Source organism: Streptomyces sp. NPDC005761 (assembly GCF_040630635.1).
In the GTDB taxonomy this organism is placed as follows: domain Bacteria; phylum Actinomycetota; class Actinomycetes; order Streptomycetales; family Streptomycetaceae; genus Streptomyces.
Map to the genome: position 1 here is coordinate 1 of NZ_JBEXXX010000011.1, position 25,416 is coordinate 25,416.

The 25,416-nt window shown below is 71.1% G+C and carries 24 protein-coding genes; 13 read left to right on the top strand and 11 right to left on the bottom strand.

Annotated elements, in window-relative coordinates:
* Positions 1–112 precede the first annotated feature (112 nt).
* From ABZ434_RS13180 to ABZ434_RS13190, 3 genes are all read right to left on the bottom strand, one after another.
* A complete protein-coding gene (locus ABZ434_RS13180; protein WP_359134946.1) occupies positions 113–754 on the bottom strand; it encodes a DUF305 domain-containing protein in 642 nt (213 codons plus the stop codon).
* The gene (locus ABZ434_RS13185; RefSeq protein ID WP_359134948.1) at positions 751–1,401 is read right to left on the bottom strand and encodes a DUF3105 domain-containing protein; all 651 of its coding nucleotides are present in this window, start codon (positions 1,399–1,401) and stop codon (positions 751–753) included. The genes ABZ434_RS13180 and ABZ434_RS13185 overlap by 4 nt, the downstream gene beginning before the upstream one ends.
* 82 nt (positions 1,402–1,483) lie before the next feature.
* Positions 1,484–1,909 carry a hypothetical protein gene (locus ABZ434_RS13190; RefSeq protein WP_359134950.1) on the bottom strand — a complete coding sequence of 142 codons (426 nt, stop codon included), beginning with the start codon at positions 1,907–1,909 and terminating at the stop codon, positions 1,484–1,486.
* Positions 1,910–2,022: 113 nt separating this feature from the next.
* On the opposite strand from ABZ434_RS13190, the gene ABZ434_RS13195 reads away from it, so the two are divergent.
* Positions 2,023–2,913, top strand: a complete 891-nt coding sequence (locus ABZ434_RS13195; protein WP_359134952.1) for a phospholipid scramblase-related protein — start codon at positions 2,023–2,025, stop codon at positions 2,911–2,913.
* Positions 2,914–3,044: 131 nt separating this feature from the next.
* Here ABZ434_RS13195 and ABZ434_RS13200 read toward each other — a convergent pair whose 3' ends face one another.
* Positions 3,045–3,740 (bottom strand): hypothetical protein, encoded by a 696-nt coding sequence (locus ABZ434_RS13200; RefSeq protein WP_359134954.1) that lies wholly within the window; start codon positions 3,738–3,740, stop codon positions 3,045–3,047.
* A 353-nt stretch (positions 3,741–4,093) separates the two neighbouring features.
* Positions 4,094–4,858 carry a VOC family protein gene (locus tag ABZ434_RS13205; RefSeq protein ID WP_359134956.1) on the bottom strand — a complete coding sequence of 255 codons (765 nt, stop codon included), beginning with the start codon at positions 4,856–4,858 and terminating at the stop codon, positions 4,094–4,096.
* Positions 4,859–4,997: 139 nt separating this feature from the next.
* Here ABZ434_RS13205 and ABZ434_RS13210 point away from each other — a divergent pair, with 139 nt between their 5' ends.
* Positions 4,998–6,689, top strand: coding sequence for an FUSC family protein (locus ABZ434_RS13210; RefSeq protein WP_359134958.1), 1,692 nt, complete (start codon positions 4,998–5,000; stop codon positions 6,687–6,689).
* Positions 6,686–7,192, top strand: a complete 507-nt coding sequence (locus tag ABZ434_RS13215; RefSeq protein WP_359134960.1) for a MarR family transcriptional regulator — start codon at positions 6,686–6,688, stop codon at positions 7,190–7,192. The genes ABZ434_RS13210 and ABZ434_RS13215 overlap by 4 nt, the downstream gene beginning before the upstream one ends.
* A 27-nt stretch (positions 7,193–7,219) precedes the next feature.
* On the opposite strand, the gene ABZ434_RS13220 is transcribed toward ABZ434_RS13215, so the two are convergent.
* On the bottom strand, positions 7,220–7,978 hold the full coding sequence (locus ABZ434_RS13220; RefSeq protein WP_359134962.1) for an IclR family transcriptional regulator: 759 nt from the start codon (positions 7,976–7,978) through the stop codon (positions 7,220–7,222).
* 518 nt (positions 7,979–8,496) lie between these two features.
* Between ABZ434_RS13220 and ABZ434_RS13225 the strand changes: the two genes are divergently transcribed.
* From ABZ434_RS13225 to ABZ434_RS13250, 6 genes are all read left to right on the top strand, one after another.
* The gene (locus ABZ434_RS13225) at positions 8,497–10,098 is read left to right on the top strand and encodes an ATP-binding protein (protein WP_359134964.1); all 1,602 of its coding nucleotides are present in this window, start codon (positions 8,497–8,499) and stop codon (positions 10,096–10,098) included.
* The gene (locus ABZ434_RS13230; protein ID WP_024494673.1) at positions 10,095–10,502 is read left to right on the top strand and encodes a roadblock/LC7 domain-containing protein; all 408 of its coding nucleotides are present in this window, start codon (positions 10,095–10,097) and stop codon (positions 10,500–10,502) included. Before ABZ434_RS13225 ends, ABZ434_RS13230 begins: the two co-directional genes overlap by 4 nt.
* Positions 10,499–10,870 (top strand): DUF742 domain-containing protein, encoded by a 372-nt coding sequence (locus tag ABZ434_RS13235; protein ID WP_359134966.1) that lies wholly within the window; start codon positions 10,499–10,501, stop codon positions 10,868–10,870. The genes ABZ434_RS13230 and ABZ434_RS13235 overlap by 4 nt, the downstream gene beginning before the upstream one ends.
* Positions 10,851–11,465, top strand: a complete 615-nt coding sequence (locus tag ABZ434_RS13240; RefSeq protein ID WP_359134968.1) for an ATP/GTP-binding protein — start codon at positions 10,851–10,853, stop codon at positions 11,463–11,465. Before ABZ434_RS13235 ends, ABZ434_RS13240 begins: the two co-directional genes overlap by 20 nt.
* 93 nt (positions 11,466–11,558) lie before the next feature.
* Positions 11,559–13,136, top strand: coding sequence for a cytochrome P450 (locus tag ABZ434_RS13245; protein WP_359134970.1), 1,578 nt, complete (start codon positions 11,559–11,561; stop codon positions 13,134–13,136).
* 88 nt (positions 13,137–13,224) lie between these two features.
* Entirely contained in the window at positions 13,225–14,565 is a 1,341-nt protein-coding gene (locus tag ABZ434_RS13250) for a 6-phospho-beta-glucosidase (protein WP_359134972.1), read from the top strand.
* Between the two features lie 289 nt (positions 14,566–14,854).
* Here ABZ434_RS13250 and ABZ434_RS13255 read toward each other — a convergent pair whose 3' ends face one another.
* The 3 genes from ABZ434_RS13255 to ABZ434_RS13265 form a co-directional block, all read right to left on the bottom strand.
* Positions 14,855–18,472: a DUF4132 domain-containing protein gene (locus tag ABZ434_RS13255; protein ID WP_359134974.1), complete on the bottom strand. Its 3,618-nt coding sequence runs from the start codon at positions 18,470–18,472 to the stop codon at positions 14,855–14,857.
* A 169-nt stretch (positions 18,473–18,641) separates the two neighbouring features.
* Complete coding sequence (locus ABZ434_RS13260; protein ID WP_359134975.1) at positions 18,642–19,085, bottom strand: hypothetical protein; 444 nt, start codon at positions 19,083–19,085, stop codon at positions 18,642–18,644.
* A complete protein-coding gene (locus ABZ434_RS13265) occupies positions 19,079–19,537 on the bottom strand; it encodes an ATP-binding protein (RefSeq protein WP_359134977.1) in 459 nt (152 codons plus the stop codon). Before ABZ434_RS13265 ends, ABZ434_RS13260 begins: the two co-directional genes overlap by 7 nt.
* Before the next feature lie 205 nt (positions 19,538–19,742).
* On the opposite strand from ABZ434_RS13265, the gene ABZ434_RS13270 reads away from it, so the two are divergent.
* The 4 genes from ABZ434_RS13270 (at position 19,743) to ABZ434_RS13285 (ending at position 22,319) form a co-directional block, all read left to right on the top strand.
* Positions 19,743–20,603 carry a helix-turn-helix transcriptional regulator gene (locus tag ABZ434_RS13270; RefSeq protein WP_359134979.1) on the top strand — a complete coding sequence of 287 codons (861 nt, stop codon included), beginning with the start codon at positions 19,743–19,745 and terminating at the stop codon, positions 20,601–20,603.
* Positions 20,603–20,839 (top strand): DUF397 domain-containing protein, encoded by a 237-nt coding sequence (locus ABZ434_RS13275; RefSeq protein ID WP_219567121.1) that lies wholly within the window; start codon positions 20,603–20,605, stop codon positions 20,837–20,839. Before ABZ434_RS13270 ends, ABZ434_RS13275 begins: the two co-directional genes overlap by 1 nt.
* Positions 20,840–20,922: 83 nt before the next feature.
* Positions 20,923–21,729, top strand: coding sequence for an SAM-dependent methyltransferase (locus tag ABZ434_RS13280; protein ID WP_359134981.1), 807 nt, complete (start codon positions 20,923–20,925; stop codon positions 21,727–21,729).
* 149 nt (positions 21,730–21,878) lie between these two features.
* A complete protein-coding gene (locus ABZ434_RS13285) occupies positions 21,879–22,319 on the top strand; it encodes a YchJ family metal-binding protein (RefSeq protein ID WP_359134983.1) in 441 nt (146 codons plus the stop codon).
* 82 nt (positions 22,320–22,401) lie between these two features.
* Here ABZ434_RS13285 and ABZ434_RS13290 read toward each other — a convergent pair whose 3' ends face one another.
* Together ABZ434_RS13290 and ABZ434_RS13295 are read right to left on the bottom strand one after the other, a co-directional pair.
* A complete protein-coding gene (locus tag ABZ434_RS13290; RefSeq protein ID WP_359134985.1) occupies positions 22,402–24,474 on the bottom strand; it encodes an MDR family MFS transporter in 2,073 nt (690 codons plus the stop codon).
* A 55-nt stretch (positions 24,475–24,529) separates the two neighbouring features.
* Positions 24,530–25,357 (bottom strand): hypothetical protein, encoded by an 828-nt coding sequence (locus tag ABZ434_RS13295; protein ID WP_359134987.1) that lies wholly within the window; start codon positions 25,355–25,357, stop codon positions 24,530–24,532.
* Positions 25,358–25,416 lie beyond the last annotated feature (59 nt).

Sequence of the window (25,416 nt, forward strand, 5' to 3'; positions counted from 1 at the left end):
TCTTTGGGTGCCCGTGCTTTCGCGATGCCGTCGGTGAGTGGGGTTGGGGTGGGGGGTGTGCGGGTTGCCGTCCCGCCCCGCCGTGGGGGGCGGGACGGATCCCGTCCGACGCTCAGGCCGCGGCCCCACGCTCCTGGAGCATGTCCGCCATGAGCGCGATCTCCGACTGCTGGCCCAGGACCATGCCCGATGCCAGGTTCCGGATCTCCTCGGTCCCCGCCGCGGTGGCGGCCGCCCGAGCCATCTCCGCCCCGGCCCGGTGATGCCTGGTCATCAGCTTCAGGAAGCGCACCTCGGCGTCCTTGCCCTTCGCTGACCGGAGCGCGTCGAGCTCGGTGTCGGTCGCCATGCCGGGCATCAGCGCGCCGTCCCGTGCGGTGACGGTGTGCCCCATCCATTCCATGGGCGGCCCGGGGGAGCTCTTCGCGCGCCCCCACGTCTCCAGCCAGCCCAGCATCATGCCGCGCTGGTTGGCCTGGGTGTTGATGATGTCGTACGCGAGCCGGCGCACCGCCACGTCGGACGTGCGGTCCCGCACGATGAAGGCCATCTCGACCGCCTGCTGGTGGTGGACCGCCATGTCGCGCGCGAATCCGACATCGGCCGAGGCCTCGGCAGGGGCTGCCGAGGACGCCGCGGCGGCGGGAGCCGAGGAGGGGCGCAGGACCATCAGCGCGACCAGACCGAGCGCGAGCAACAGCACCGCCCCGCCGGCCAACGCCATCGGCCGTGACGCACGGGCCGCGGACGTCACTTGGCGATCCCGCCGGAGCAGGCGGCGCCCGGCTCCGGGGTCTGCGGGCCCTGGACGTACTTCGTGAAGAACTGCGCGACGCGGGCGTCGCCGGCGCTCTTCACGGCCAGCTGCTTGCCCCAGGCGCTGAGCACCAGCGGGGACTTCTGGTCCTCCACCGGGCTCATCAGGGAGTACGGGGTGGCCTCGACCTTCTTCTCGAGCTTCTCGACGTCGGCCGGGCTCGCCTTGCTCGTGTAGGTGACCCAGACGGCGCCGTGCTCCAGCGAGTGCACGGCGTTCTCCTTCGGGATCTCCTCGGTGTAGACATCGGCGTCGCAGTTCATCCACACCGGGTTGTGGTCGCCACCGACCGGCGGGTTCATCGGGTAGTCGACCTTCTTCTGCACATGCTCCTGCGAGAGCTTGTCCCAGCTCTTCTCGCCCTCGACCGGGGATGACTTGGCGGCCGTCTCCGCCTTGTCCTGCTCGTCGGCGGCGTTCATCAGGTAGCCGCCACCGGCGACCAGACCGGCCACGACCACGACGGCCGCGGTGATCGTGATGATGCGGCTGCGGCGCTCGCGGACCCGCTCCTTGCGGCGGGCCTCCTCCAGCTTGGCGCGGCGGGCGGCGGCAGGGGTGTGCTGCTTCTTGGTGGAGGCCATGGCGGGTCCTTCGGTTCGTGACACGGATGGGCTGCGGGCGCGCGGGAGCGCTTCTCGGGCTGTCCGAGAGCGGTAAGGGCCCTTAGATCCGTTGAACCTGGAGGCGCAGACGGTCGACGTCGTCCACGGCCCCGTTCGACGGGCCGCGGATGGCGGCGGCGCCGGTGAGCGGGGCCGAGGGGAGCGGCGCGGCGGCCGACGGGAGGGCGGCCGGAGCGGGCCGGCCGGGCAGCACGACGGGGGCCGAGTGTTCCGAGGCGCCGTGGCAGGAACTCCCCACCCCACGATCACCCGGGGCATCGGCCACCACGACCCGCGCTGCCGGTACCTGAACGGCGAGGGTGATCCGGGGCGCGGCCGCCGAGGTGGGGGCGTGATGCGCGGAAGCGGACGGCCCGGGTGTCGGCCAGCAGCACGAGGCCAGGGCGATCAGGACGAACACCCAGCCGAGCACCACCGACGCGCGGGTGCTCCGCCGCCGGTCCGTGCGCTCGCTCAGCCAGTCCATCCCGGCATCGTACCGGTGTGTGAAGTTTCAATGAGTGCGGGACCGGGATCGGTGAAACTGTGGATCCCGGAGCGACGGGGCCGCCTCCGGGCGTGCCGGGATAGTGTGCCCCGGTGACAACGCACTCGAACGTATCTGCGGGCTGGTATCCGGATCCGCACGGCGCCCCCCAGCTGCTGCGCTACTGGGACGGTTCCCAGTGGACCGAGCACACCAATCCTGCCGGCGGACAGCAGCAGGCCCAGGCTCCCGCCCAGGCGCCGCAGCAGCAGGCGGTCCCGCAGCAGCAGTACCAGCAGCAGGCGGCCCAGCAGCATTATCAGCAGCAGGCGGCCGGCCAGCAGCAGGCCGCCGCTGTTCCGCAGCAGGGCATTCCCCAGCAGCAGGGTGGCGCCCCCGGCGGGGTGACGCTGTTCAACCAGCAGGTCCTGGTCGTGAACCAGAAGGCCAAGCTGATCGAGGTGACGAACGAGTACAGAGTCTTCGACCAGCACGGCAACACGATCGGCTCGGTCGTCCAGGTCGGTCAGAGCGCGCTGCGGAAGGTGCTGCGCTTCCTGACCAGCATCGACCAGTACCTGACCCACCGGCTCGAGATCCGCGACGCCTACGGTCAGCCGCAGTTGCTGCTGACCCGCCCGGCGAAGTTCATCAAGTCCAAGGTCATCGTGCAGCGCCCCGACGGGCAGCCTGTCGGCGAGATCGTCCAGCAGAACGCCATCGGCAAGATCAATTTCGCGATCATGGTCGACGGCCGGCAGGCCGGCGCCATCAAGGCGGAGAACTGGCGCGCCTGGAACTTCGCGATCGTCGACCACAACGACGCCGAGATAGCCCGGATCACCAAGACCTGGGAAGGTCTCGCGAAGACCATGTTCACCACGGCGGACAACTACGTGCTGCAGATCCACTACCAGCTGCCCGAGCCGCTGCTGAGCCTCGTGGTGGCGACGGCCCTGACGGTGGACACGGCCCTCAAGCAGGACGCCCGCGGCCTCGGCTGAGGCCGGACCGCAGACGCGCCCGCCCGTCTCCCTCACCAGTCAGGCGAGGGACACGGGCGGGCGTATCTGCTCGGTGCGGGCCCTGGGACGGGTCCGCCGAGTCGGACGAACACGCCCGCCCGGCACCCGCCCTACGGCCTGGAGCTGGGACGCGGCTGCGGCAGGGGCCGGACGCACTGAAGTCGACGTTCGTGGACGTCACCCAGGGCGTCGATGACCTGAACTCTGATGTCGAACGCGGTCAGCCGCTCCAGAGCCCTCGGACCCAGTGCGAGCAGCTCCAGGCCTTCCCGGCCTGTGTTCGTCATCGGAACGGCCGCCCCGGGACCGAGATGCAGGAGAAAGTAGTCCTCGTCCGGGTCGAGGCCGAGTGCCGTGAGGGACGTGATGACCTGGGGCCGGCTCAACCACCCAGGGAGGATCGCGGCATCCGCCGCGAACGGTTCGGCTGCCCGGATCCGGTAGGTGACGGAGTGCACCACGGATCGCCCCCCACCGGCGTTGATGAGGGTGACCGTCCTCGACGAATCGGCCAGTTCGCGGCTGTGTCCCTTGAACCCGGACCAGCTCAAGGCAGGGCGCATGGTCTGGGACAGCTGGGATCGCGTCACGATGATGCCGGTCAGCAGCGCCACGACGGCCGCACAGGTGGAGGTGTCAAGAACGGTGAACCGCCACGGCCATGCGTCGCGTACAGAGTCGTTCAAGTTGGTCTTGATGACCTCCCAGACCAGATCGACAAGGGTGAAAGAAAGCAGCGCCCGCGGTAGTTGGAGCGTCTTGCCGCTGGTCGAGACCCTCCGCTGAGACCACGTCGACTCATCCACGCTGTTCCCCCGCCCCCGGGCCGTCCTGGTTACGTGGCCTCACCATCCCGCGAGCGGCCGTGCGGGGGCAACACGCCGCTCCCCGGCGCAGGGCCCGGCGCCCATCGACCGTGGAGCCTCACGCGTCCGCAGCCGTCGTCACGATCACCGCGTGGATGGTCGGTCCCACCGCGCTGACCACCGCACGGACGCGCTCGTCGGCCGCCGGTGGCCGAGGGAACCGGGTGCGCGCGTTCGCGTGGTCGGCACCGGCGACCACGTCCAGGTGTAAGAACGAACAGAGCGGCTGACGGAGGGCGACGGGGCTGGGGGCGTCGGGGCTGGAGGGCGACGGGGCTGGGGGGCGACGGGGGCTACCCCTCGTCCGCTGCCCGGTAGATCCCGAACGCGGCACCCTGTGGGTCGCGCACCACCGCGATCCTGCGGCCGCCCGCGATGTCCGTGGGGAGCATCAGCAGGTCGCCGCCCCCGCTCTGCGCGGTGGCCGCCGTCGCGTCGACGTCGGTGACGGCGATGTACGGCAGCCAGTGCGGCGGCACCTCGGCCGGAAAGCTGTCGTCCAGGGTCAGCACGCCACCGAAGTCCTCCCCGTCGATTCCCCACTGCGGGTACGTCTGCGAGGCCTTGACCGTCCAGCCGAAGACATCGGGGTAGAAGGCGAGCGCCCGTGCGCCCTCCCGGGTGACGAGTTCCGTCCATCCCAGCGTCCCCGGTTCGTTGAAGAGGTCGGCACCGGCGAAGGCGCGGCCCTGCCACAGCGAGAACACCGCGCCGGAGGGGTCCGCGAGGACGGCGAACCTGCCCTCCTCGAAGACGTCCATCGGGCCGACCAGCAGCGAACCGCCCGCCCCGGTCGCCCTCCGGGCCGTCGCGTCCGCGTCCTCGACGGCGAAGGAGACCGTCCAGGCCGGCGGCTGTCCGGGCTGGTAGGTGGGGCTGAGTGCCGCGACCCGGTCGTCCCCCAGGTGCGCCACGGTGTAGCCGCCTGCCTCCTCGCGCGGGTCCGTCTCCGCCCGCCAGCCGAAGAGGGCGGCGTAGAACGACTTGGCCGCCGGTACGTCGGAGGTGCTCAGCTCGATCCAGCAGGGACCGCCGGGCACCGGTGCGGTGAGCTTCATTCGGATTCCTCCGGGCGTGGGTGGATGTGTGCCCGGCTTCCCGGCACACGTGCACGCTATGACCGTGCGCCGGGGCGGGCCATCGGGCACGCGGACCGACAAACTCGTTTACGTGTGTAATACCTGCTAAGGTATTTGGGTGAGTAATACAAGCATCAGGTCCCGGCGGTCCTCCGCCCGCAGAATCCCGCTGGCGGCCCCGCTGCGCCTGGCCCGGCCCTCGGACATGTGGTTCAAGCCCGCGACCAGCGTGGTCGTGGCCACGGCGATCCCCAACCTGGTGCTCTACTCCCTGGACCGCCTCGACCTCGTGATGTACACGATGGCCGGTTCGCTCTGCGCCCTGTACGGCCACAACCTGCCGTACGCACGTCGTGCCAGGACCGTCGTCGGCGTCGTCCTCGGGATGCTCGCGGGGCTGGCCGTCTCTCTTGTCGCGGCCTCGCTGACCGGTTCCACCGCGGTCCTCATCACCGTCGGCGCCCTGCTGGCCGCCGGGCAGAAGCTGCTCTGCGACGCCACCCGCATCGGGCCCCCCGGGCCGGTGATCTTCACCTTCGTCAGCTCTGCCGCCCTGTTCTCCCCACAGACGACCGGCCAGGTGCCGGGTCACCTCGCCCTGACCCTGGCCGCGGGTGCGGTCTCCTGGGTCGTGACCGTCGCCCCCGCGCTCGTCCGCCGGGAGGGGCCCGAGCGCCGCGCCACGGCCCGCGCTCTGGACGCCGCGGCAGCGTACGTCGCCGAACCCGGCCACCGCACCCGCCGCGCCGCGGTCGCCGCCGTGCACGCGGCCTGGCAGACCCTCCTCGCCGCCGGACGCCCCACCCCCGTGCGCGACGCACTGGAACGACTCGTCGTCCACGCCGAGACCGCCCTCACCGGGAGTGCGCAGGACGCGGCCGCCGACGTGGCCCGGCTCCGCGACTGGTCCCGGCGGACCCGGTCCCGCGGTCCCGTCCCCACACCGGTGCCCGCTCCCGGGACCGCCGCGGAACTCTTCGGCGTCGACGCCGAACGCACCGCCCGACGCCAGGCCGCCCGCGAGGGTTCCGTGCGCGCGCTGCTGCACCGCCTCGCCCCCGGCTCCCCGCTGCTGCCGGTCGCGGCCCGCACGCTCATCGGCTGCGCCCTTGCCGGGTACATCTGCTCCGCCGTGGGTGTCGGCCGCCCCTACTGGGCGATCGTGACCGCCGCCTCGCTCTACCAGGCCAACGTCATGCTCTCCTGGAACCGCACGCTGCAGCGCACCCTCGGCAACCTCCTCGGCGTCCTCGTCTTCGCCGCCGTCCTCCCGGCCGCCCGGATGGACCCACTGGCCCTGATCGGCTTCTGCCTCCTCTTCGGGTTCGCAGCCGAGGCCCTGATCACCCGCAACTACTGGCTCGGCTCCGTGGCCGTCACCCCGATGGCGCTGCTCGTCCTGGAGTACGCCGGCAGCCACCCGGCCGGTGAGCTCATCGGTGACCGGGTCCTGGACACCGTCATCGGCGCCGGCGTCGGATTCCTCGCTGCGGTGCTCGTCACCAACCGCCGCGCCACCGGCCGCGTCGAGAAGGCCCTCGCCGACGCCGAGCGGGCCCGCGCCCACGCCGTACAGACCCTGGCCGCCCCCGCGCCCACGCCCGCCGCCCTGGACGCGGCCCGCCGCAGGCTCACCGGATCGCTGGTCGAACTGCGCGAGGCCGAGGACACCGCGGCCGGCGAGTGGTGGCAGCGCGCCCTGCCGCAGGAGGCGGTGCTCGCGGCCGAGCAGGCCGGACACCGTACGCTCGCGGCGACAGCGACACGGCAGGGGATGATCGCCCCGGCCCAGGAGAACGGAGCGGTGTGACCGACGACATCGTCGCCTCGGTGGTACGGCAGTGGCAGGCCGTCAACCCGGAACTCGACACCGGGCCGATGGAGCTCATCGGCCGTATCAACCGCTGCTCCGCCCTGCTCCAGCAGGCCGAGGACGCACCCTTGCGGAGTGCCGGACTGACCCGCGCCGAATTCGACCTGCTGGGCGCCGTGCGACGCACCGACCGTGAGCTCACCCCGGGCGAGCTGGCCAGGGAGACGTTCTCCTCCGGGGCCGCCGTCACCAAACGGCTCCGGGTCCTTCAGGAGCGGGGCCTGATCGCACGCCGCAGCGACGCCCGGGACCGCCGGGTCGCGCACGTCGGCCTCACCGACGAGGGGCGGGAACTCGTCGACGGACTGCTGCCGCAACAACTCGCCTACGAACGTGCCGTGCTCTCCGGTCTCGACGCGGAGTCCCGCGACCGGCTCAGCGCGCAGCTCAGCGAACTGCTGGTCCAGTTGGAGGGCCGGCTCGGCGGCGCCCGTCGCTGACCCGTCGGGTCGTCCGGGCCCGCAGCGCTACCCGGCCGGGCCGAACCGTGCGACGGACCGGAGGAGTTCTCCGGCGCGACGCCCCAGTACGGCGTCGTCGCCGCGCCCGGCCGGTGCGCACGCCGCCAGTGCCAGCCGGTCGCGGAAGGTGGAACCGGCCAGCGGTACGGCGACCGCGTGCACGCCCTGCACCGACTCGCCGCGGCTGAGCGCGTATCCGCGGTCACGGATCTCGGCCAGTTCGGCGAGGAGGCCCGGCCGGGAGGTGAGCGTGCCGGGGGTGACCGGGTCCAGCCGCTCCCGCGGATACAGGGTGCAGACCTGTGCGGTGGTCAGCCGGGAGAGCAGCAACTTGCCGCCCGCCGTGGCGTATGCGGGACGGACGCGGTTCCGTTCCAGCACCACCCGTACCGGCCGGCACGACTCCCGGCCGTCGGTGACCACGACCTGATCGCCGATCAGCGCGAGGCTCAGCACGGTCTCGCCGGTGCTCCGCACGGCATCCTCCAGTACCGCGCCCACCTGTTGCCTGACGGGGGCGCCGAATCCGGCCGGACGGCCCAGGCGCACCAGTTCGGGGCCGGCCGAGTACCCCCGCCCCGCGGTCTCCCGGATCGCGAAGCCGCGTCCCTCCAGGGTGCTGAGGACGCGGTGGGCGGTGGAGCGGCCGATGGAGAGCAGCTCTGCCGCCTCGGACACGGTGAGCGCGTCATGGGTGAGGAACAGCCTCATCAGTCGCAGGCCGGTATCGAGCGATTCGATGGTGTAGTCCCGTGCCGGTCCCATGAGACGTCTGTTCCCCTTCGTGCCCCGGAATGCCTTGCACCCCTGCGGTGGTCATCAATCTGCTCCTTTCGATCCGCTTCGATCACATGTGCCCTTGTCCCTCTCTGTGGGACTCCTCCCTGGGTGTTCGCCATGGACGCGAGGCGGCTGCGGTTAGCAAGGACCTCGGTGATCCGCCTCCTCGCCGTACGGATCGGACGCGGGGGCCGAGCCGTGTGGGAGCGGATCCACGGAACCGTGTCCCGCACAGGAGGACGGATGCAGGCGCGTCTTCCGAATCCATCACCCTCGTCACTCCCCGCACACGCTTGTTGGCGTTGCGTGTAAAAACTCGTGAGTGTATTACCGCGAGAGCGCTCGCGCAGGGGGTTGGGCGAATGTGCCGAAGCACTGTTTCGATCTGACTAAGCTCACGCGCAGTGAAGTCGAGTTGATATGAATTCGAGCGCTTGTTCCCTACTGCCCTGCAAGCGCTGTACCTCCCGATTACCTCCCGAATCAACCGCCAGAGGTTTTAGATGGTTCGTGTCGAATCACCACCGATCGACCGAGAAACACCCGTCGCCCGCGCCGTGTTGCTGCCCGTCCTCGGGATGGCCGGCGCAACCGCGGCCGCCGTGGCGCTGGTTGCCGAGGCCGCGCGGATACCAGTCGTCTGGTGCGGCGTCGTCGCCACCGCCGTGGTCGCCGTGCTCACCGTCCGACTCGCCCGCCGCTCACGCACGAACCGGCGCCAGCGCGCCCACTACGAGCAGCGCGTCAGCGCGCTGGAGCGGCGCATCGCCAATCACGACGAAGAGACCGTACGGATCAGCAAGGAACTCCTCCCTGCGGCGATCCACCGGCTGCGCGTGGGCAATTCGCCCGACGAGGTGCTGCGGGACGTCGTCGACGCGGACGAGGTCTACCGCCACCTCCCCGACGCGCAACGCGCGCTCGTCTACACGGTGCTCGACATCATCGACAACGAGGAGGCGACGCGTGACTCCGCGCAGCGCGCCTTCGTCAACGTCGCCCGCCGCGTCCAGGCGATCGTTCACCGGCAGGCCAGTGAACTGCGGGAGATGGAGGAGCACCACGGGCGCAACCCCGACGTCTTCGACGACCTCCTGCGCATCGACCACGGCACCGCGCTGATCGGCCGGCTCGCCGACTCCATCGCCGTACTCGGCGGCGCCCGCCCCAGTCGTCAGTGGCCCAAGCCCGTACCGCTGTTCAGCGTGCTGCGCGGTGCCATGTCGCGCATCCTGGAATACCCGCGCGTCGATCTGCACTCGATCGCCAAGGTCGCCATCATCGGCACCGCGGTCGAACCGCTCATCCACGCCTGCGCCGAACTCCTCGACAACGCCACCAGGTACTCGCCGCCGCAGACCCGGGTGCACGTCACCGCCGTAGAGGTCCAGACCGGCATCGCCATCGAGATCGAGGACGGAGGCGTCAGCCTCAGCGAGGAGGCCCGCGCCCGGGCCGAGAACATGCTCGCCAGGGCCCAGGCCGGCTCGAGCATGAACGACCTCGGCGAGTCCCCCCGGCTCGGCATGGCCGTCGTCGGCCGGCTGTCGCGGATGTACGACCTCCAGGTGTCGCTGCGGCAGTCCGCGTACGGCGGTGTCCGCGCCGTGCTCATCGTGCCCCGCGCCATGATCACCACCGGCCCCGCGCCCGGTATCGCCCACGGCATCGGCGCCACGTCGCGGCCCACCAGCGACATCGACCTCGCGGACATGAAGCATGTCGTCCCGGCCCGCAGCAGCCACCGCAAGCCGAGTCCCATCGCCGCACGTCCGGCCACCGGACCGGTCGCGCCCGAGACCCGGCCCGCCACTCCGGCCGTCGCCATGGAGGACGAGGCCCCCGTGGTGACCGAATGGACCCCGGGAGGGCTCCCGCAGCGCCGCAGCCGCGGCCGCGCGCCGCTGGGTTCGCACAACCTCCCCGCCCAGTCCACCGAGGGAGCCGGCCGGAGCAACGGCCACGGCAACGGTCAGGCCAACGGCAAGGAGCCGCCTCCCGGGATCTGGCTGGAGGCGTTCACCAAGGCCGCCAACGGCGTGCCCCGGGAGCCCAGGGCCGACGAAGACTCCGACGATGCGTGGGACAAGGGAGACCTGAAGTGATCCAGCAGCGGGGCAACATGGACTGGATGCTCAAAGAGCTCGCCGACGACGTCCCGGACATCCATCAGATCGTCGTGCTCTCCGCGGACGGCCTGCGCATCGCCCGGCACGGTGGGGACCCCGACGTGGCCGACCGGCTCGCGGCGGCCTGTGCCGGGCTGCAGAGCCTGGCCGCCGCGGTCGCCTCCGAAATCCCGTACAGCGACGGCAGGATGCGCCTCGTCGTCATCGAGGTGACCGGCGGCTTCTTCTACCTGATGGCCGCCGGCGCCGGCGCCTACCTCGCGGTACTCGCCGGCGAGACGGTCGACGCGGGACTCGTCGGATCGCGGATGCGCGACATGGTCGTACGCATCGGTGCCCACCTCACGAGTCCGCCCCGACACGACGGGCAGGCCGGATGAGTTCTTCCCGACGAGAACGCCGCAAGGCCGATCCGGCACTGAGCGATCCGGAACGGCTGTACGTCATCACCGGCGATCCCGACGGCAGCGAGCGGGCAGCGCTCGACCTGGTCACGATGGTGGTCTCGAAGTCGCAACCCTCACCGACGGTGCAGCCCGAGCAGGCCGTGATCCTGCGGCTCTGCCAGGCACCGTTATCCGTCGCCGAGATCTCCGCCTACCTCAGCCTGCCCTTCAGCGTGGTGACCTCGCTCCTCACCGAACTCCTCGCCACGGAACTGATCGAATCGCGCGCGCCGATCGTCCGCGCGACCCTCCCGGACAGGTCCCTCCTCGAAGCGGTGATGCATGGACTTCAGAAACTCTGACACGATCACGGGCCCCCGGAGCGAGGACGTCCTCCCCACCACGGCCACCGCCGCGGTGAAGGTCGTGATCGTCGGAGGGTTCGGGGTCGGCAAGACGACCATGGTCGGCTCGGTCAGTGAGATCCGGCCGCTCACCACCGAAGAGACCATGACCCAGGCCGGCGTCGGCGTGGACGACAACTTCGGGGTGGAGAGCAAGACCGCCACCACCGTCGCCATGGACTTCGGCCGGATCAGCATCAGCGAGGAGCTGATCCTCTACCTGTTCGGCACCCCTGGCCAGGAGCGCTTCTGGTTCCTGTGGAACGGACTGTTCGAAGGCGCACTGGGCGCCGTCGTGCTCATCGACACCCGCCGCCTCGAAGTCAGCTTCGACGTCATCGGGCGGCTGGAGGAGCGCGGCGTGCCGTTCGTCGTCGCCGTCAACACCTTCCCGGACGCGCCGAAGCACCCCGTCGACGCGCTGCGCAGCGCCCTGGACCTGCCGGACGAGGTGCCGATGATCGACTGCGACGCCCGGCTGCGTGCCTCCAGCCGCGACGTGCTGATGACCCTGATGCGCTATCTGCACAGTCTGGCCGTGCCGCTCGGCTGACGTCGCCCGCACGCCTCGCCCGCACCCGATTCGCGCGCCCCCACCGCGTACCCCCATCCGTCCGGCCATGGCAGCCTGATCCCTGGAGCGATCGTGACATCCCCATTCCACTACGAACCCGGCGAGGCCACGGGGCCGGTACCGCCCCCCGAGTGCCCGGCCCACGGCCTCGGCATCGGCCCCGGCGGCCTGCGACGACTGTACGGCCCCGAGGCGGAACAGGACCCGCACGGCCTGTACGACAAACTGCGGGCCGAACACGGCTCCGTGGCACCCGTACTGCTGCACGGCGACGTACCCGCCTGGCTGGTCCTCGGTCACAGCGAGAACCTGCACATGACCCGTACGCCCTCACAGTTCTCCCGGGACTCGCGCCGCTGGCGGGCCCTGCAGGACGGCAGCGTCGCGCCGGACCACCCCTTGGCGCCCATCTTCACCTGGCAGCCGATCTGCGTCTTCGCCGACGGTGCCACCCATGAGCGTCAACGGGGCGCCGTCACCGACTCCATGGGCCGGATCGACACCCGCGGCGTCCGCCGGCACGTCAACCGCTACAGCAACCGGCTCGTCAACGACTTCTGCCGGGAGGGCCGCACCGACCTGGTCAGCGGCTTCGCCGAGCGGCTGCCCATGATGGTGATGTGCGCGATCCTCGGCATGCCGGAGGAGTACAACGACCGGATGGTGCAGGCCGCCCGCGACATGACCCGGGGCACCGCGACCGCCGTGGAGAGCAACGCCTATGTGCTGGCCGCGCTGAGCCGCCTCGTCGAACGGCGCCGCCGTGAACCGGCGGACGACTTCGCTACCTGGCTCGTCGAGCACCCCGCCGACATGAACGACCAGGAGGTGGCCGAGCATCTGCGGCTCATCCTGATCGCGTCCTACGAGGCGACCACCAACCTGATCGCCAACGTGCTCCGCATGGTGCTCACCGATCCACGCTTCCGGGCCCGGCTCAGCGGCGGCCACATGACCGTCCCCGAGGCGGTCGAGCAGACCCTCTGGGACGAACCGCCCTTCACCGCGGTGTTCGGCCGCTGGGCAGTGGGTGACACGGAACTGGGCGGGCAGCGCATCAAGGCGGGCGACGCGCTCATCGTCGGCATCGCCCCCGCCAACACGGACCCGGTGGTGCGCCCCGACCTCGACGCGAACATGGAGGGCAACCGCGCCCATCTCGCGTTCAGCGGCGGGCCCCACGAATGCCCGGGCCAGGACATCGGCCGTGCCATCGCGGACGTCGGCGTCGACGCCCTGCTGATGCGCCTGCCCGACCTCGAACTCGCCGTCGACGAGAGCGAACTGCGGTGGGTCGGCAACATCATGGGCCGCCACCTGGTGGAGCTCCCGGCCGAGTTCGCGCCGCGCGCCCCGCAGGACGACCGGGAACCGCCCTCCATGGGCAAGCCGAACCCGGCGCGCCAGGACTGGGAGGTGCAGTCCGCGGTACGGCACACGGCGCCCACCCCGGTGCGCGCGCCCGTTCCCTCGCAACCGGCCGGCGCGGCGACGGGCGCGGGTCCGGTGGGGGCGACCGTAGCGGTCGACGGATCCGTCGACGGACGGGCCGACACAGGCTCCGCGGCCGGGATGATCCCGCAGCAGCGCCGGCCGGCGGTCCCGGCCAGGCTGTGGCGCGTCGTGACCCGCTGGTGGAACGGGTACTGACCGCAGGCGGCGCCGTCGGGCGCGGGCGTACCGGCCACCGGCCGGTCGTCCGCGCCTCGTTCCGCCACCCCACGTACCATGCGGAAGCGTGAAGCTGACAATTCTGGGCGGCGGCGGATTCCGGGTTCCTCTGGTGTACGGCGCGCTGCTCGCCGACCATGCCGAGGGCCGCGTCTCGGCCGTCACCCTCTACGACTCCGACGTCGACCGGCTCACCGCCATGGCCAGGGTCCTCACCGAGCAGGCCGAGGGAATCCCGGACGCGCCCACCGTCGTCGCCACCACCGACCTGGACGAGGCGGTGCGCGGCGCCGACTTCGTCTTCTCCGCGATCCGGGTCGGCGGCCTCGCCGGTCGGGCGGCGGACGAACGGGTCGCTCTCGAGGAGGGTGTCCTCGGCCAGGAGACGGTGGGCGCCGGAGGCATCGCCTACGGGCTGCGCACCGTGCCGGTCGCCGTCGATCTGGCCCGGCGCATCGCCCGGCTCGCCCCGCACGCCTGGGTCATCAACTTCACGAATCCCGCAGGCCTGGTCACCGAGGCCATGTCCCGCCACCTCGGGGACCGCGTCATCGGGATCTGCGACTCACCCGTCGGTCTCGGCCGCCGCATCGCCCGCGTCCTCGGCGCGGACCCCGACCGGTCCCGTATCGACTACGTGGGCCTCAACCACCTCGGCTGGGTGCGCGGCCTGTACGTCGAGGGCCGCGACGAACTCCCGCGCCTGCTGGCGGACCCGGAGCTGCTCGGTTCGTTCGAGGAAGGCCGGCTCTTCGGCACCGACTGGCTGCGCTCCCTGGGCGCGATCCCCAACGAATACCTGCACTACTACTACTTCAACCGGGAGGCTGTCCGGGCCTACCAGGACGCCGAGCAGACCCGCGGCGCCTTCCTCCGTGAACAGCAGGAGGGCTTCTACGGCCGCATGAAGGACCCGGCGACCCCGGCCCTGGCCACCTGGGACCGCACCCGCGCCGAGCGCGAGGCGACGTACATGTCGGAGAACCGGGAGGTCGCGGGGGCGGGCGAGAGGGAGGAGAGCGATCTGGACTCCGGGGGCTACGAGCAGGTCGCGCTCGCGCTCATGCGGGCCGTCGCCCGCAACGAACAGACCTCCCTGATCCTCAACGTCCGCAACTGCACCACCCTTTCCGTGCTCGACGCGGACGCCGTCATCGAGGCTCCCTGTCTCGTGGACGCGAACGGCGCCCGCCCTGTCGCCGTCGATCCGCTTCCGTACCACGCCGTCGGACTGGTCACCGCCGTGAAGGCCGTCGAACGCGCGGTGCTCGACGCGGCGACGACCGGCTCACGTGCCGACGCCGTCCGCGCCTTCGCGCTGCATCCCCTGGTGGACTCCGTCTCGGTCGCCCGCCGGCTCGTCGACGGCTATGTGAAGGTGCATCCGGGGCTCTCCTATCTGCACTGAGCTGCTGCCCGTCGGGGCGTCCCACGTTCTTGCGCTTCAGCAGCAACCCGGTCCCGGTCCCGGCACCGGGGTGCGCGAAGTACACCTCGGTGACCGGGGCTTCGGCCGTGCCCCGGATTCGGCAGCCGAGCGAGGTGAGCCGGACCCGGCGCAACGGTGTGTCCGCGGTCTCGCCGGTGCCGGGCGCACCGGGGGCCGCCGAGGCGAGCCGGCACCTGTGCGGGCGGGCGTGGTGCCCGGGTCGCGCCCTTCCCGCCGACGGGACCGGCGGACGCGTGGCTCCGTACGGTCATGACGCGACCCCCTCGGTGAGCCCGGCCAGATCGGCAAGCAGTTCGGACACGGTGACCGCGTCCAGCTCGCCGAAGCGCTGCGCGTAGCCGCGGCTCGGCCGGTAGTCGTCGGGCCGCGTGTCGAGCCAGACGGTCTCCAGGGTCTGGTCGGGGAACATATCGACGACGCCCACCGCGATACCCGTGTCCAGTGCGATCACCAGATAGCAGTCGGCGCCAAGACGCTTGGAGATCCAGCGCTCCACCCCCGCGTCCTGCGGCACCCCGCGCTGCCAGCCACGGCGCTCCAGACCGAGGACTTTGCCCGTCGGTACCTTGAGGCCCTCGAAGCGGGTCAGGCGGTTGGTGCCGGCCTCCTCCTCGGTCGGCGTGAACACGGCACGTCCCAGCTGGGGGAAGGGCTGCAGGATCTCGTGGTCAGCGAACACCTCCGACCAGGCGGTCAGCTGCTCGCCCAGGTGCAGGGGATGGGCCAGGCGCACCGTCGCTTCCCCGGAGAGCACGAAGGTCTCGTCGTCGGCGTCGGCGAAGGTGCGGTCCGCCGCCACCCGGAAAGCGGTGGTATTCCCATCCGTCTCGCTCAGCCACACCAGGCGTCGCACCAGGTGCCACAGCAGCGGATGGCCGACGAACAGCTCGCCGAACTCCCGCGCCGTCCACGCCCGGCCCGCCACCATCGCGGCCTCCAGTCGGCGCACCTGGTCGGAGGCGACCGTCCGCACGTCCTTCTTCAATGCCATGAACCGCTTGCGTTCGGCGGATGCCAGCTCCGCGTCGTCCCGCGCACCCGGCTTCGGGAGGTCCTTGCGGCGCTTGCCGTCGCTGTCCCGTACGTACGGCCGCAACTGCTCGTCGAAGCCCACCGTGAAGGTCCGGGTCCCGTAGTCGACGACGGTCGAACCGTCCGCGGCCAGGCCGAAATCGGGTACCAGGCGGTCGGAGAGCTGCTCGCCGGTGAGTCCGAGGCCCGCGGCCACCTCGGCGATCTTCTCCCCGGCCCTGACCTTGAGGGCCTTGAACTTCACCCGCTGGGAGATGCCGTGCAGATGCAGGAGCGCCACATCGCTGCCGATCGCCGCGAGGACGTCGAGACCCTCGACCGCGCGGTGGTGGGCGCCCTCCCCGGGCCAGGACCGGATCACCGGTGTCAGCCGGCGCACCGTCTCGTCGTCACCCAGCCGGCCCAGGGCGTTCAGCGCCCACGACTCCTTGGCGGGAAGGGAGGCGAGCCGCCACTGCTCGAAGAGGGCCCAGGCGAACTCGGCCAATGAGGCACCCTCCGCCGTCCGCGTGACCTCGGCGAGGCCCGGGTACGGCTCGCCGGGTCCCGACATCGCGAGCATCGTCAGGACATGGCGCACCGCCGCCTGCGGCAGAGCGCCGCCCTCCGTGACGGCGATCTGCGGCAGCAGCGCAGGATCGGCCCACCGCGGCAACGCCGGCATGGCGGCGGGCAGTGCCCGTTCCAGCGGATCCGCTGTCAGCAGCCCGGCCACCGCGTCCGCCGCCTGAGCGCCGTACGCCTCGGCGGCGCGGAGCACGATGTCGTCGCCGTGCAGCGCGGCGATCTGGATCAGGGCCGCTTCGGCGGCGCGCCGCGCGACGCCGGCCCTGCCGACGGCGTCCGGTACCAGCAGCCGGGCAGCCCGGGCGCCATGCCGCTGGAACCATGAACGGGCGGTGGCCGCGGTCGACTTGAGCCGCACCGCCCAGTCGGCCATGTGCCGGGCGACCGACCGGTCGACGAAGGGCAGGAGCAACGGCGCGAGGGAGCTCGGCTGGCGGGGCACGGCGCGCAGCAGCAGCGGGAGTGCGGCCAGTCCGAAGCGGGCGGCGATCGGCTTCAGTGTGTCCGAGCCGTCCCACAGGTCGGTGGGGTCCCAGGTGGCGAGCAGTGGCGTGACCAATTCCTCCGGGCCGTGGACGTAGACCCACGCCGGCTGCAGGTTCGGTGCGTCGAGTCGGTAGCGCAGCGCGGCGACAGCGCTCTCCCAGTCGCCCTCGTCCTGCCGCCGGGTGTACCAGCTGGTGGAGGCCGCCCACTGGTCCCGTTCGCCAGGCAGCCACTCCACCACGGGCTCAGCCGCAGCGGTCGGAACGGTCACGACCGTGGGCTTCGTCCTGCTCCGCTGCCGGGTCCACGGCGGGGCCGTCAGTACGGCCGGCAGGGCCTCGGCCGGTGCGTCGGCGAGCCGGTTCACCGGGTTGAGGAATGGCTCGACGGTCTCCGCCAGGTCGGTGCCCAGCGTCGGCAGGGCCCTCTCCACGAGCGCGCGGTGGGCGGCGATGTGCCCCGCCAGCAACTGGCGCGAAACGCTGGATGCCGTACCGGCGTGGCCTCGGACCTCTGCGGCGAGCAGCCGCAGCGCCCGGACGGGGTAGCGGCGCATCGCGTCCATGAGAGCGGGACGGACGTGCTTGGCGTCCGAGTGGGCGAGCAGGAGTTGGAACGCCTCGTCGGTCGGGAATTCCACCAGGGCGTTGGCGACCTGCTTCACACGGTCCGCGTAGGAGTAGGTGTGGTTCAGGTCCTTGCCGATCAGCGGCACGACGGCTGTGCCGATCCCCTCGGCCGCTGTCGCGATCAGGGCGGCGCTGTGACTGATGGTGGGCGTGTGCGCGAAGGCCTGGGCCTGATCAGCGGAGCCGAGAGTGCAGAACACCAAGGACAGGACGGCGTCGTCCTGTTCCGCAGTGACTTCGGGATCCGTGCAGAGTCCGTCGACCCAGTCGGTCTCGCTCGGCGCCAGATAGGCCGTGATGATCTTGCGGTAGGCGTCGGTCCGACAGCGGGACAGGGCCTCGATCGTGGCCCGGTAGGTCTCGTCGTCCGCAGCGGCGAGGAGCGACCGCACCCGGTCGAAGGCCGGACTGCACGACCGCGTCCAGTAGGACTGAGGGGTGCGGGTGCACGCCTCCAGCCAGGGGTCCTCGCGCCTGCTGCCGTACTGCATCCAGTGGGCTTCGGTCAGGAACAGCTCCACCGCCGCCCGGGCCGCGAACGGCAGTCCGCCGAGTCGCACCCAGCTGTCGGCCCAGGAACCCGCGTGCGGGGAGACGAGGCCGGCGATCGAGGCCACGGCCGCCGCTCCGGCCGGTGAGCGACTGCCTGCGAGGTGCAGCCGCGTCAGCTCCACGAGCCCCGCGTCGCTGGCCGGTGCGTCCAGGAACTCCTGGATCCATGCCTTCTCGGCGACTGTCCGTGCCTCGACGGCGTCCAACTGCCCCTTCTGGGCGCGGGCAGGCGTGCGCACCACTCCACCCCGCCGGGGGACGAGCAGACGCCGCCAGGCGGCCGGCATGACGAAGGAGTCCTCGTCGGGCAGCGATCCGGGGTCCTCGGCCGCCCCGCTCGGCCCCGGCCCGGACGGCGCGTCCGTACCGCCCGTGGACGGCATCGACGCAGGGGCTCCCACCTCCTGGTACCCCTTGCGCTCCTTCTCCGCGATCGACCTGGTCACCTGCGCGTCCGCCGCCTCCGGGGAGCCGTACTCCTTCGTCTGCGTACGTCCCTCGCTCCCGCAGCGTCCGTACCGCACCGTCACCGCGGCGCCATCCGATCCGGTCTCCCAGAACTTCGACGCACCGCCCTCGACGTACTCCCAGCGACGCACAGGTCCGCCCCCTTCACACCCGTCTGACCCGCACTGCCACGGGCTTTTCGATCAGTGGTTCCACAGTAGGACCGACCACTGACAACGCAGCGTGACCGGAGCGTGGAGCGAGTGAAGAGGTCGCTGCGCGCAGGTCGGACCCTCGTTCCACGCACACGGGGGAGAGGGCTCAGGGAGCGGAGACGGCGTGCGGTCCGCCCGCGGGCGCCGCCCACGAAGGTGCCACACCCATCACCTGGCAGACCATCAGGAAGAGGGGAATGGGCGGGGTGTACGGCGTACGGCTGTCGGGCTGGTGGATCAGCCGGGGCCGCACGGCGGGGACGTACGCCCCGCGCGCGTACGCGGCCTGCGCGGGCCAGTCCAGATCCAGATCGGAGCCGGACGGCACGATCCACCACCAGCGGTCGGCATCCGCGAAGACGCAGCCCGTACGCGGCAGGTGAGACAACAGCCGGAAGCCGTGGCGCGCGGGCACGCCTACGGCGTCACAGCCCAGGCTCGCCGAGAGGGCGGCCGGCAGCGGCAGTTGCACCATGCCGCCGCCCGGTGAGCAGCCGGGTTCGCGGGAGCGCCTGGCTCCGAGCAGATGGGACATGGCGTTCTTCAGCATGAGTGCTCCGAGCTGTGCGGCAGTTCCGCCCAGACGATGCGGCCCGAGCCGTTCCCGGCGTCGCGGGACCCCCAGGCGCTGCACATCGCGTCGACGAGCAGCAGGCCGCGTCCGTGCTCGTCGTCGGAGCCGCCGCCCAGTCTCGGCCCGCCGGGCTGGTGTCCTTGGTCCTGTACGGCTATGCGCAGCCGCGTCTCCAGGCAGCGCAACTCGCATACGACGCGCGCGCTGGCGGTGTGCACCACCGCGTTGGTGACCAGCTCGGACACGATGAGGACCGCCGCGTCGTGGGCGTCGTCGTCCAGGCGCCACTGGTCCAGCCGGGCACGCGTCAGCCGCCGGGCGCCGGCGACCGACTCCGGTTGCGCGGGCAGCGCGAAGCAGTACCGGAGCGCTTCCGTCCCGGGGCTGAGGTCCATGAGCCGGGGGATGAGCGCACTGCCAGGTGCCACGACCGAATCCTCACAGTGGGGGCTGTGTCACGCTTCGCGATCTTCGTCAGAGAGGGCGGGCATGACGAGTGAACTGGTTCACTCACCAACTCTCCCCCTGTCGTGAACACTTGGCAAGAGGCACTCTGAAAAATTCAGAGTGGCTGTGTTCTTGGTGGCACGCGCATGGCACACTGCTGGCAAACAGCGCATGGGGAGGTCTCAAGTGAGCGAACCGCGGTCCGCCCCGACCGTGGGTCAGGTCGTTCTCGGCAAGCGCCTGCAGGATCTGCGGGAGCGTGTCGGCCTGAGCCGGGACCAGGCAGCCAAGGTGCTCCGCGTCGCTCCGGCGACGATCCGCAGGATGGAGACCGCCGAGGTCGCTCTCAAGATTCCCTATGTGCAGTCGCTCCTGAGGGCCTACGGGATCGCCGAGGAGGAGACCGACGCGTTCGTCGACCTCACCGAGGAGGCCAACAAGCCGGGCTGGTGGCAGCGGTTCCATGACGTGCTGCCCGACTGGTTCAGCATGTACGTCAGCCTGGAGGGCGCCGCGAGCCTCCTGCGCATGTACGAGCCGCACTTCATCCCCGGCCTCCTGCAGACCGAGGACTACGCACGCTCGGTGATGCGCACCGGCGCCGTCGGCCAGACCAGGCCCGAGGACATCGAACGCCATGTGGCGCTGCGGATGCAGAGGCAGTCGCTGCTGACCCGGCCGGACGCCCCGAGGCTGTGGGTGGTGATGGACGAAACGGTGCTGCGCCGCCCGGTGGGCAGCCCCGACGCCATGCGCGCCCAGACCGACCGGCTGCTGGAAGCCACCGAGATGCCCAACGTGACCCTGCAGATCGCCGAGTTCTCCACCGGTCACCACCCGGGCACCTACGGGCCGTTCGTCCTCTTCCGGTTCGCCGTTCCCGAACTTCCCGACATGGTCTACAGCGAGTACCTGACCGGGGCCGTCTACTTCGACTCGCGTCCCGAGGTGGCCTCCTACCTCGAGGTCATGGACCGCATGGCGGCCCAGGCCGCGACTGCACAACGCACGAAGGAAATCCTCCGGGACTTCCGCAAGGAGCTGTGATGACACCCATATACAACGGCATGCCGGCCGCCGATCTCGGCTCCGAGGGCTGGTACAAGCCGTGGAGCGGTGGCAACGGCGGCAACTGCGTCGAGGCGATGAAGCTCTCCGACGGACGAATCGCCATGCGTCAGTCGGCGGACCCCGACGGTCCCGCCCTCATCTACTCCCACCGCGAGATCGCCGCTTTCATCCAGGGCGCCAAGGCCGGTCAGGCAGACTTCCTCCTGACCTGACCTCATCGCGCGGACGGTTCCCGGTCGCCGCGCGCACCGCATTCGTTCTCTGTTCGCCGGCCCACGGATCCAAGGAGCGCGCTATGACCGGGCACGAGCCCCCCGTCGAGATCGACACCAGCAAGCCACATCCCGCGCGGATGTACGACTGGTTCCTCGGCGGCAAGGACAACTATCCGGTCGACGAGCAGATGGCCCGGCAACTGCTGGCCGTGGACGCGCGAGGCCGTGACATGGCACGCGTCAACCGGGCGTTCATGCACCGAGCCACCCGCTGGCTCGCCGAGAACGGCATCCGGCAGTTCCTCGACATCGGCGCCGGGATACCGACCGAACCCAACCTCCACCAGATCGCCCAGCGGACCGCGCCGGACGCGCGCATCGTCTACTGCGACAACGACCCGATCGTCCTGGCCCACGCGGCGGCCCTGCTGCGCTCGACCCCGGAGGGCGCCACCGAGTACATCCAGGCCGACGCCCGCAGGCCCGAGGTCATCCTGGAAGCGGCCGGAAAGGTCCTCGACTTCAGCAAGCCGATCGCGCTCTCCCTGCTGGCGCTGCTGCACTTCCTGGACGACGAGGACGGAGCCGCGGAACTGGTGGACAGCCTGGTCGACCAGCTGGCCCCCGGCAGCTACCTCGTGCTCTCGCAGACCACCGGCGACTTCGACCCGGAGGGCGCCGCCCAGGCCGCCGCGATGTACAGGGCCCGCGGCATGACCCTGCGCCCGCGCAGCCGGGCCGAACTCACGGCCTTCTTCCACGGACTCGAACTCGTCGACCCGGGTGTCTCGCTCTCCGCCGAGTGGCACCCGGAGCTCGGCGAGGTCATCGACGTCCCGGGCGACGAGCCGATCCCGGGCTACGCGGGTGTGGCACGCAAGGCGTGAGCGGCGAGGGGGCGGAGGCGTGGCGAGGCCATTCGCCGCACGCCCAGGCACTCACAGCGGCCGTCGCGCAGAACCCGTTGCGCGACTCTTCGCCCGGGTCTGTGCAGTCCCCCGCACGACCCGGCTCCACCGCAGGTCACAATGGACCCATGTCCCGACGCACCGCACGTCCCCGGCGGCCCTCCGCCGCTCCCGCCCCCCAGGTCACGGCCGCCTCGCCGTGCCCCTGCGGGCTGCCCGCCGCCTACGGCGAGTGCTGCGGGCGGTTCCACGCCGGGGCGCAGGCGCCGACGTGCGAGGCGCTGATGCGCTCGCGGTACGCCGCCTTCGTCGTCGGGGACACCGCCCATCTGCTGCGCACCTGGCACCCGGACCACCGGCCGGGTGTCCTCGACCTCGATCCCGGCCAGCGCTGGCAGGGCCTGGAAATCCTGGAGACGACGGAGGGAAGCGCCTTCCACACCACGGGCACGGTCACCTTCCGGGCCCACTACACGGCCGACGGCCACCGCGACTCGCTCCACGAGAAGAGCCGCTTCGTCCGGTACGAGGGCGCCTGGGTCTACGAGTCCGCCGTCTTCGCCGACTGACGGTCCGCCGCGGGGCAGGCTCCGAGCGGCTCCGCCGTCTTCGCCGACTGACGGTCCGCCGCGGGGCAGGCTCCGAGCGGCCTCAGACCGGCGCGCCGGCCGGGGCCACGGGGGCGAGTTCCTGCGTGAGGTCCTCCGCCAGCAGCCGCTTGGCGATCACGTCGACCGCGGCGCGCAGCCGGGTGTCGTCCGCCTGCTCCCGCTGGTCGCCCAGCTGCTCGCCGAGCCAGTGGGACCATGCGTCGTTGATCGTCCTGGCCTCCCGGCTGCCCGCCTCGGTGTGCGTGAACACATGGCCGTCCCCGGTGAGGTAGCCCTCCTCGATCATCCGGTCGAAGACGGGCACCAGCACCTCCGGCGGAATCCTGTGCCGGGTGGCGATCAGCCGGAGCCCCGCATGGCCGACCATCCGGGTGAACAGCTCGACCTGCATCACCGCCCAGGCCCCCGCCATGTCGAGCCGGGTGTCGGACGAAGCCACGATGCGCCGGGCGGTTTCCGGGTCCACCCGCCGCAGGATCTTGGCCACCGAGAACTCCAGCAGCCGGGCGGAGTCCCCGGCGCTGGGTGACGCGAACCCCTCGCCCATGTCGGTCGAGCCGGCCCGTGCCGTGTCCCGCAGCTTCACCTGCTTCAGGAACAGCGCCACGACGAAGCCGAGCACCGCGACCGGCACCGTCCACAGGAAGACGGTGTGCAGGGTGTCGGCGTAGGCCTGGGCCAGGGGCGCGGACTGGGCGGCGGGCAGCGAGTGCAGACCCTCCGGACTCTGCGAGGCCTTCGCCACCACCGCCGGATCACCACCCGCCCGCAGCGCCGCCGCGACCCCGTCCTCGAGGTTCGGGCCGAGCGAGTTGGCGTAGATGGTCCCGAACACGGCGGTGCCGAAGGAGCTGCCGAGCGTACGGAAGAACGTCACGCCCGACGTCGCCGTGCCCAGGTCCGCGTAGTCGACGGTGTTCTGCACCGCGATCGTCAGCACCTGCATGCACAGCCCGATGCCGAGGCCCAGCACCAGCATGTACAGCGACTCCAGCCAGACCCCGCTGTCCGGGCCCATCCGGGAGAGCAGGAACAGTCCGACCGCCATGACCAGCGAGCCCACGATGGGAAAGATCCGGTAGCGGCCGGTCTTGCTGACCACATTGCCGCTGAAGATGGAGGCGGCCAGCAGACCGATGACCATCGGCAGCGTCCGGACTCCCGAGAGTGTCGCCGAGTCCCCGTCCACGTACTGCAGATAGGTCGGCAGGTAGATCATCGCGCCGAGCATCGCGAAGCCCACGATGAAGCTGAGGATCGAGCAGACCGTGAAGACCGGGTTCCCGAACAGCCGCATCGGCAGCATCGGTTCCTTCGCCCGGAACTCGACGAGGCAGAAGGCGGCCAGGGCCAACAGGCCGAGGACGAACAAGCCGATGATGACGGGGGAGCCCCAGGCGTACTCGTTGCCGCCCCAGCTCGTCGCCAGGATCAGTGAGCTCGCCCCGATCGTCACCATCGCGATGCCCAGGTAGTCGATCACCGGACGTCCCGCGGCCTTCACGGACGGAATGGTCCGGGCCGCCGCGATGACCACCACGATCGCGATCGGCACATTGACGTAGAACGCCCAGCGCCAGGTCAGATGGTCGGTGAAGAGGCCGCCCAGCAGCGGTCCGATGACGGTGGAGACGCCGAAGACCGCGCCGATCGCACCCTGGTACTTGCCGCGGTCGCGCAACGGGATCACATCGGCGATCAACGCCATCGACGTGACCATCAGGCCGCCCGCGCCGATGCCCTGCAGACCGCGCCACACGATCAGCAGTGTCATGTTCGTCGCGAGACCGCAGAGGAACGAACCGGTGATGAAGATGATCGCCGAGAGCTGGAAGACGATCTTCCGGCCGAACAGGTCGCCGAACTTGCCGACCAGGACCGTCGCCACCGTCTCCGCCAGGAGATACGCCGTCACCACCCACGACATGTGGGCCGCGCCCCCGAGGTCCGAGACGATCGTGGGCAGCGCGGTGCCCACGATCGTCTGGTCCAGGGCGGCCAGCAGAATGCCCAGCACGATCGTGACGAAGACGATGTTGCGGCGGCGCGGATCGAGCAGGGGCGGTGCGCCGGCAACCTGCGCGGCGGGGGCGGTCTCGCTGGCAGTGGTCACCTTTGCACCCTCACACCGGCCCTTGTCACCCGCATACCGGGGACGTCCGGACGGGTCAGCCCAGCAGGTCCTTCAGCGACGCCTTCATCCGCGCCACGAAGGCCTCCCGCACCGGCTCGCTCACCCGGTCCAGCGAGAGATACGGATTGAGGTCCTCCAGCTCGACGAGCAGCAGCTCACCCGTCGCGGTCCGGCACGCGTCGACCCGCTGGATGCCGTGGTCGAGGGTGTTCCAGTCGATGAACGAACGCGCGAACGCCAGATCCGCCGCGCTCGCCTCGTACGGTTCCAGCACCCACCGCCGCTCCGGGTGCGGTGCGTTCAGCGCGTACTGGTAGTCGTGATCGACGAAGTAGAAGGACACCTCGTAGCGGAAGTCGATCCGCGGCTGGACCAGCTGCGTGCCGTCCGCCCCGGGGGGCAGCGCGGGGGTGCGTACGAACTGGAGCCCGACCGAGTCCGCGCCCAGCTTCGGCTTGATGACATAGCCCCCGGCCTCGGGCAGCAGACCCAGATCCGCCGCCCGGTCCACGGTGGGGATCACCGGGTATCCGGCCCGGCTCAGGTCGACGAGGTACTGCTTGCCCGCCATGTCGCCGCGGCCGGTCAACGGGTTGTACACCCGCGTGCCCAGGCGCCCGGCCCGTGCGCGGAACGCGTCGTACGCCTCCTGGTAGTGCAGCACCGGGCCGCTGTTGCGTACGACGACGGCGTCGAAACCGGCCAGCAGCGCGGCGGCGTCCCGGGGGTGACAGAGAGCGATGTCGAAGTCCTCGCGCAGCCGGGACGTCAGGTGGATGTCCTCGTCGCAGTAGCGGCGTCCGCGGGCCTCGTAGGCGAGATCGGTGACGAACAGGACGGACGGGCGCGGGCCGGCGGGCATGGTTCCCCCAGGGGGTTTCAGGTCGGACGGTGGGTCAATAGCCTTGGCGGCGTTGCCCG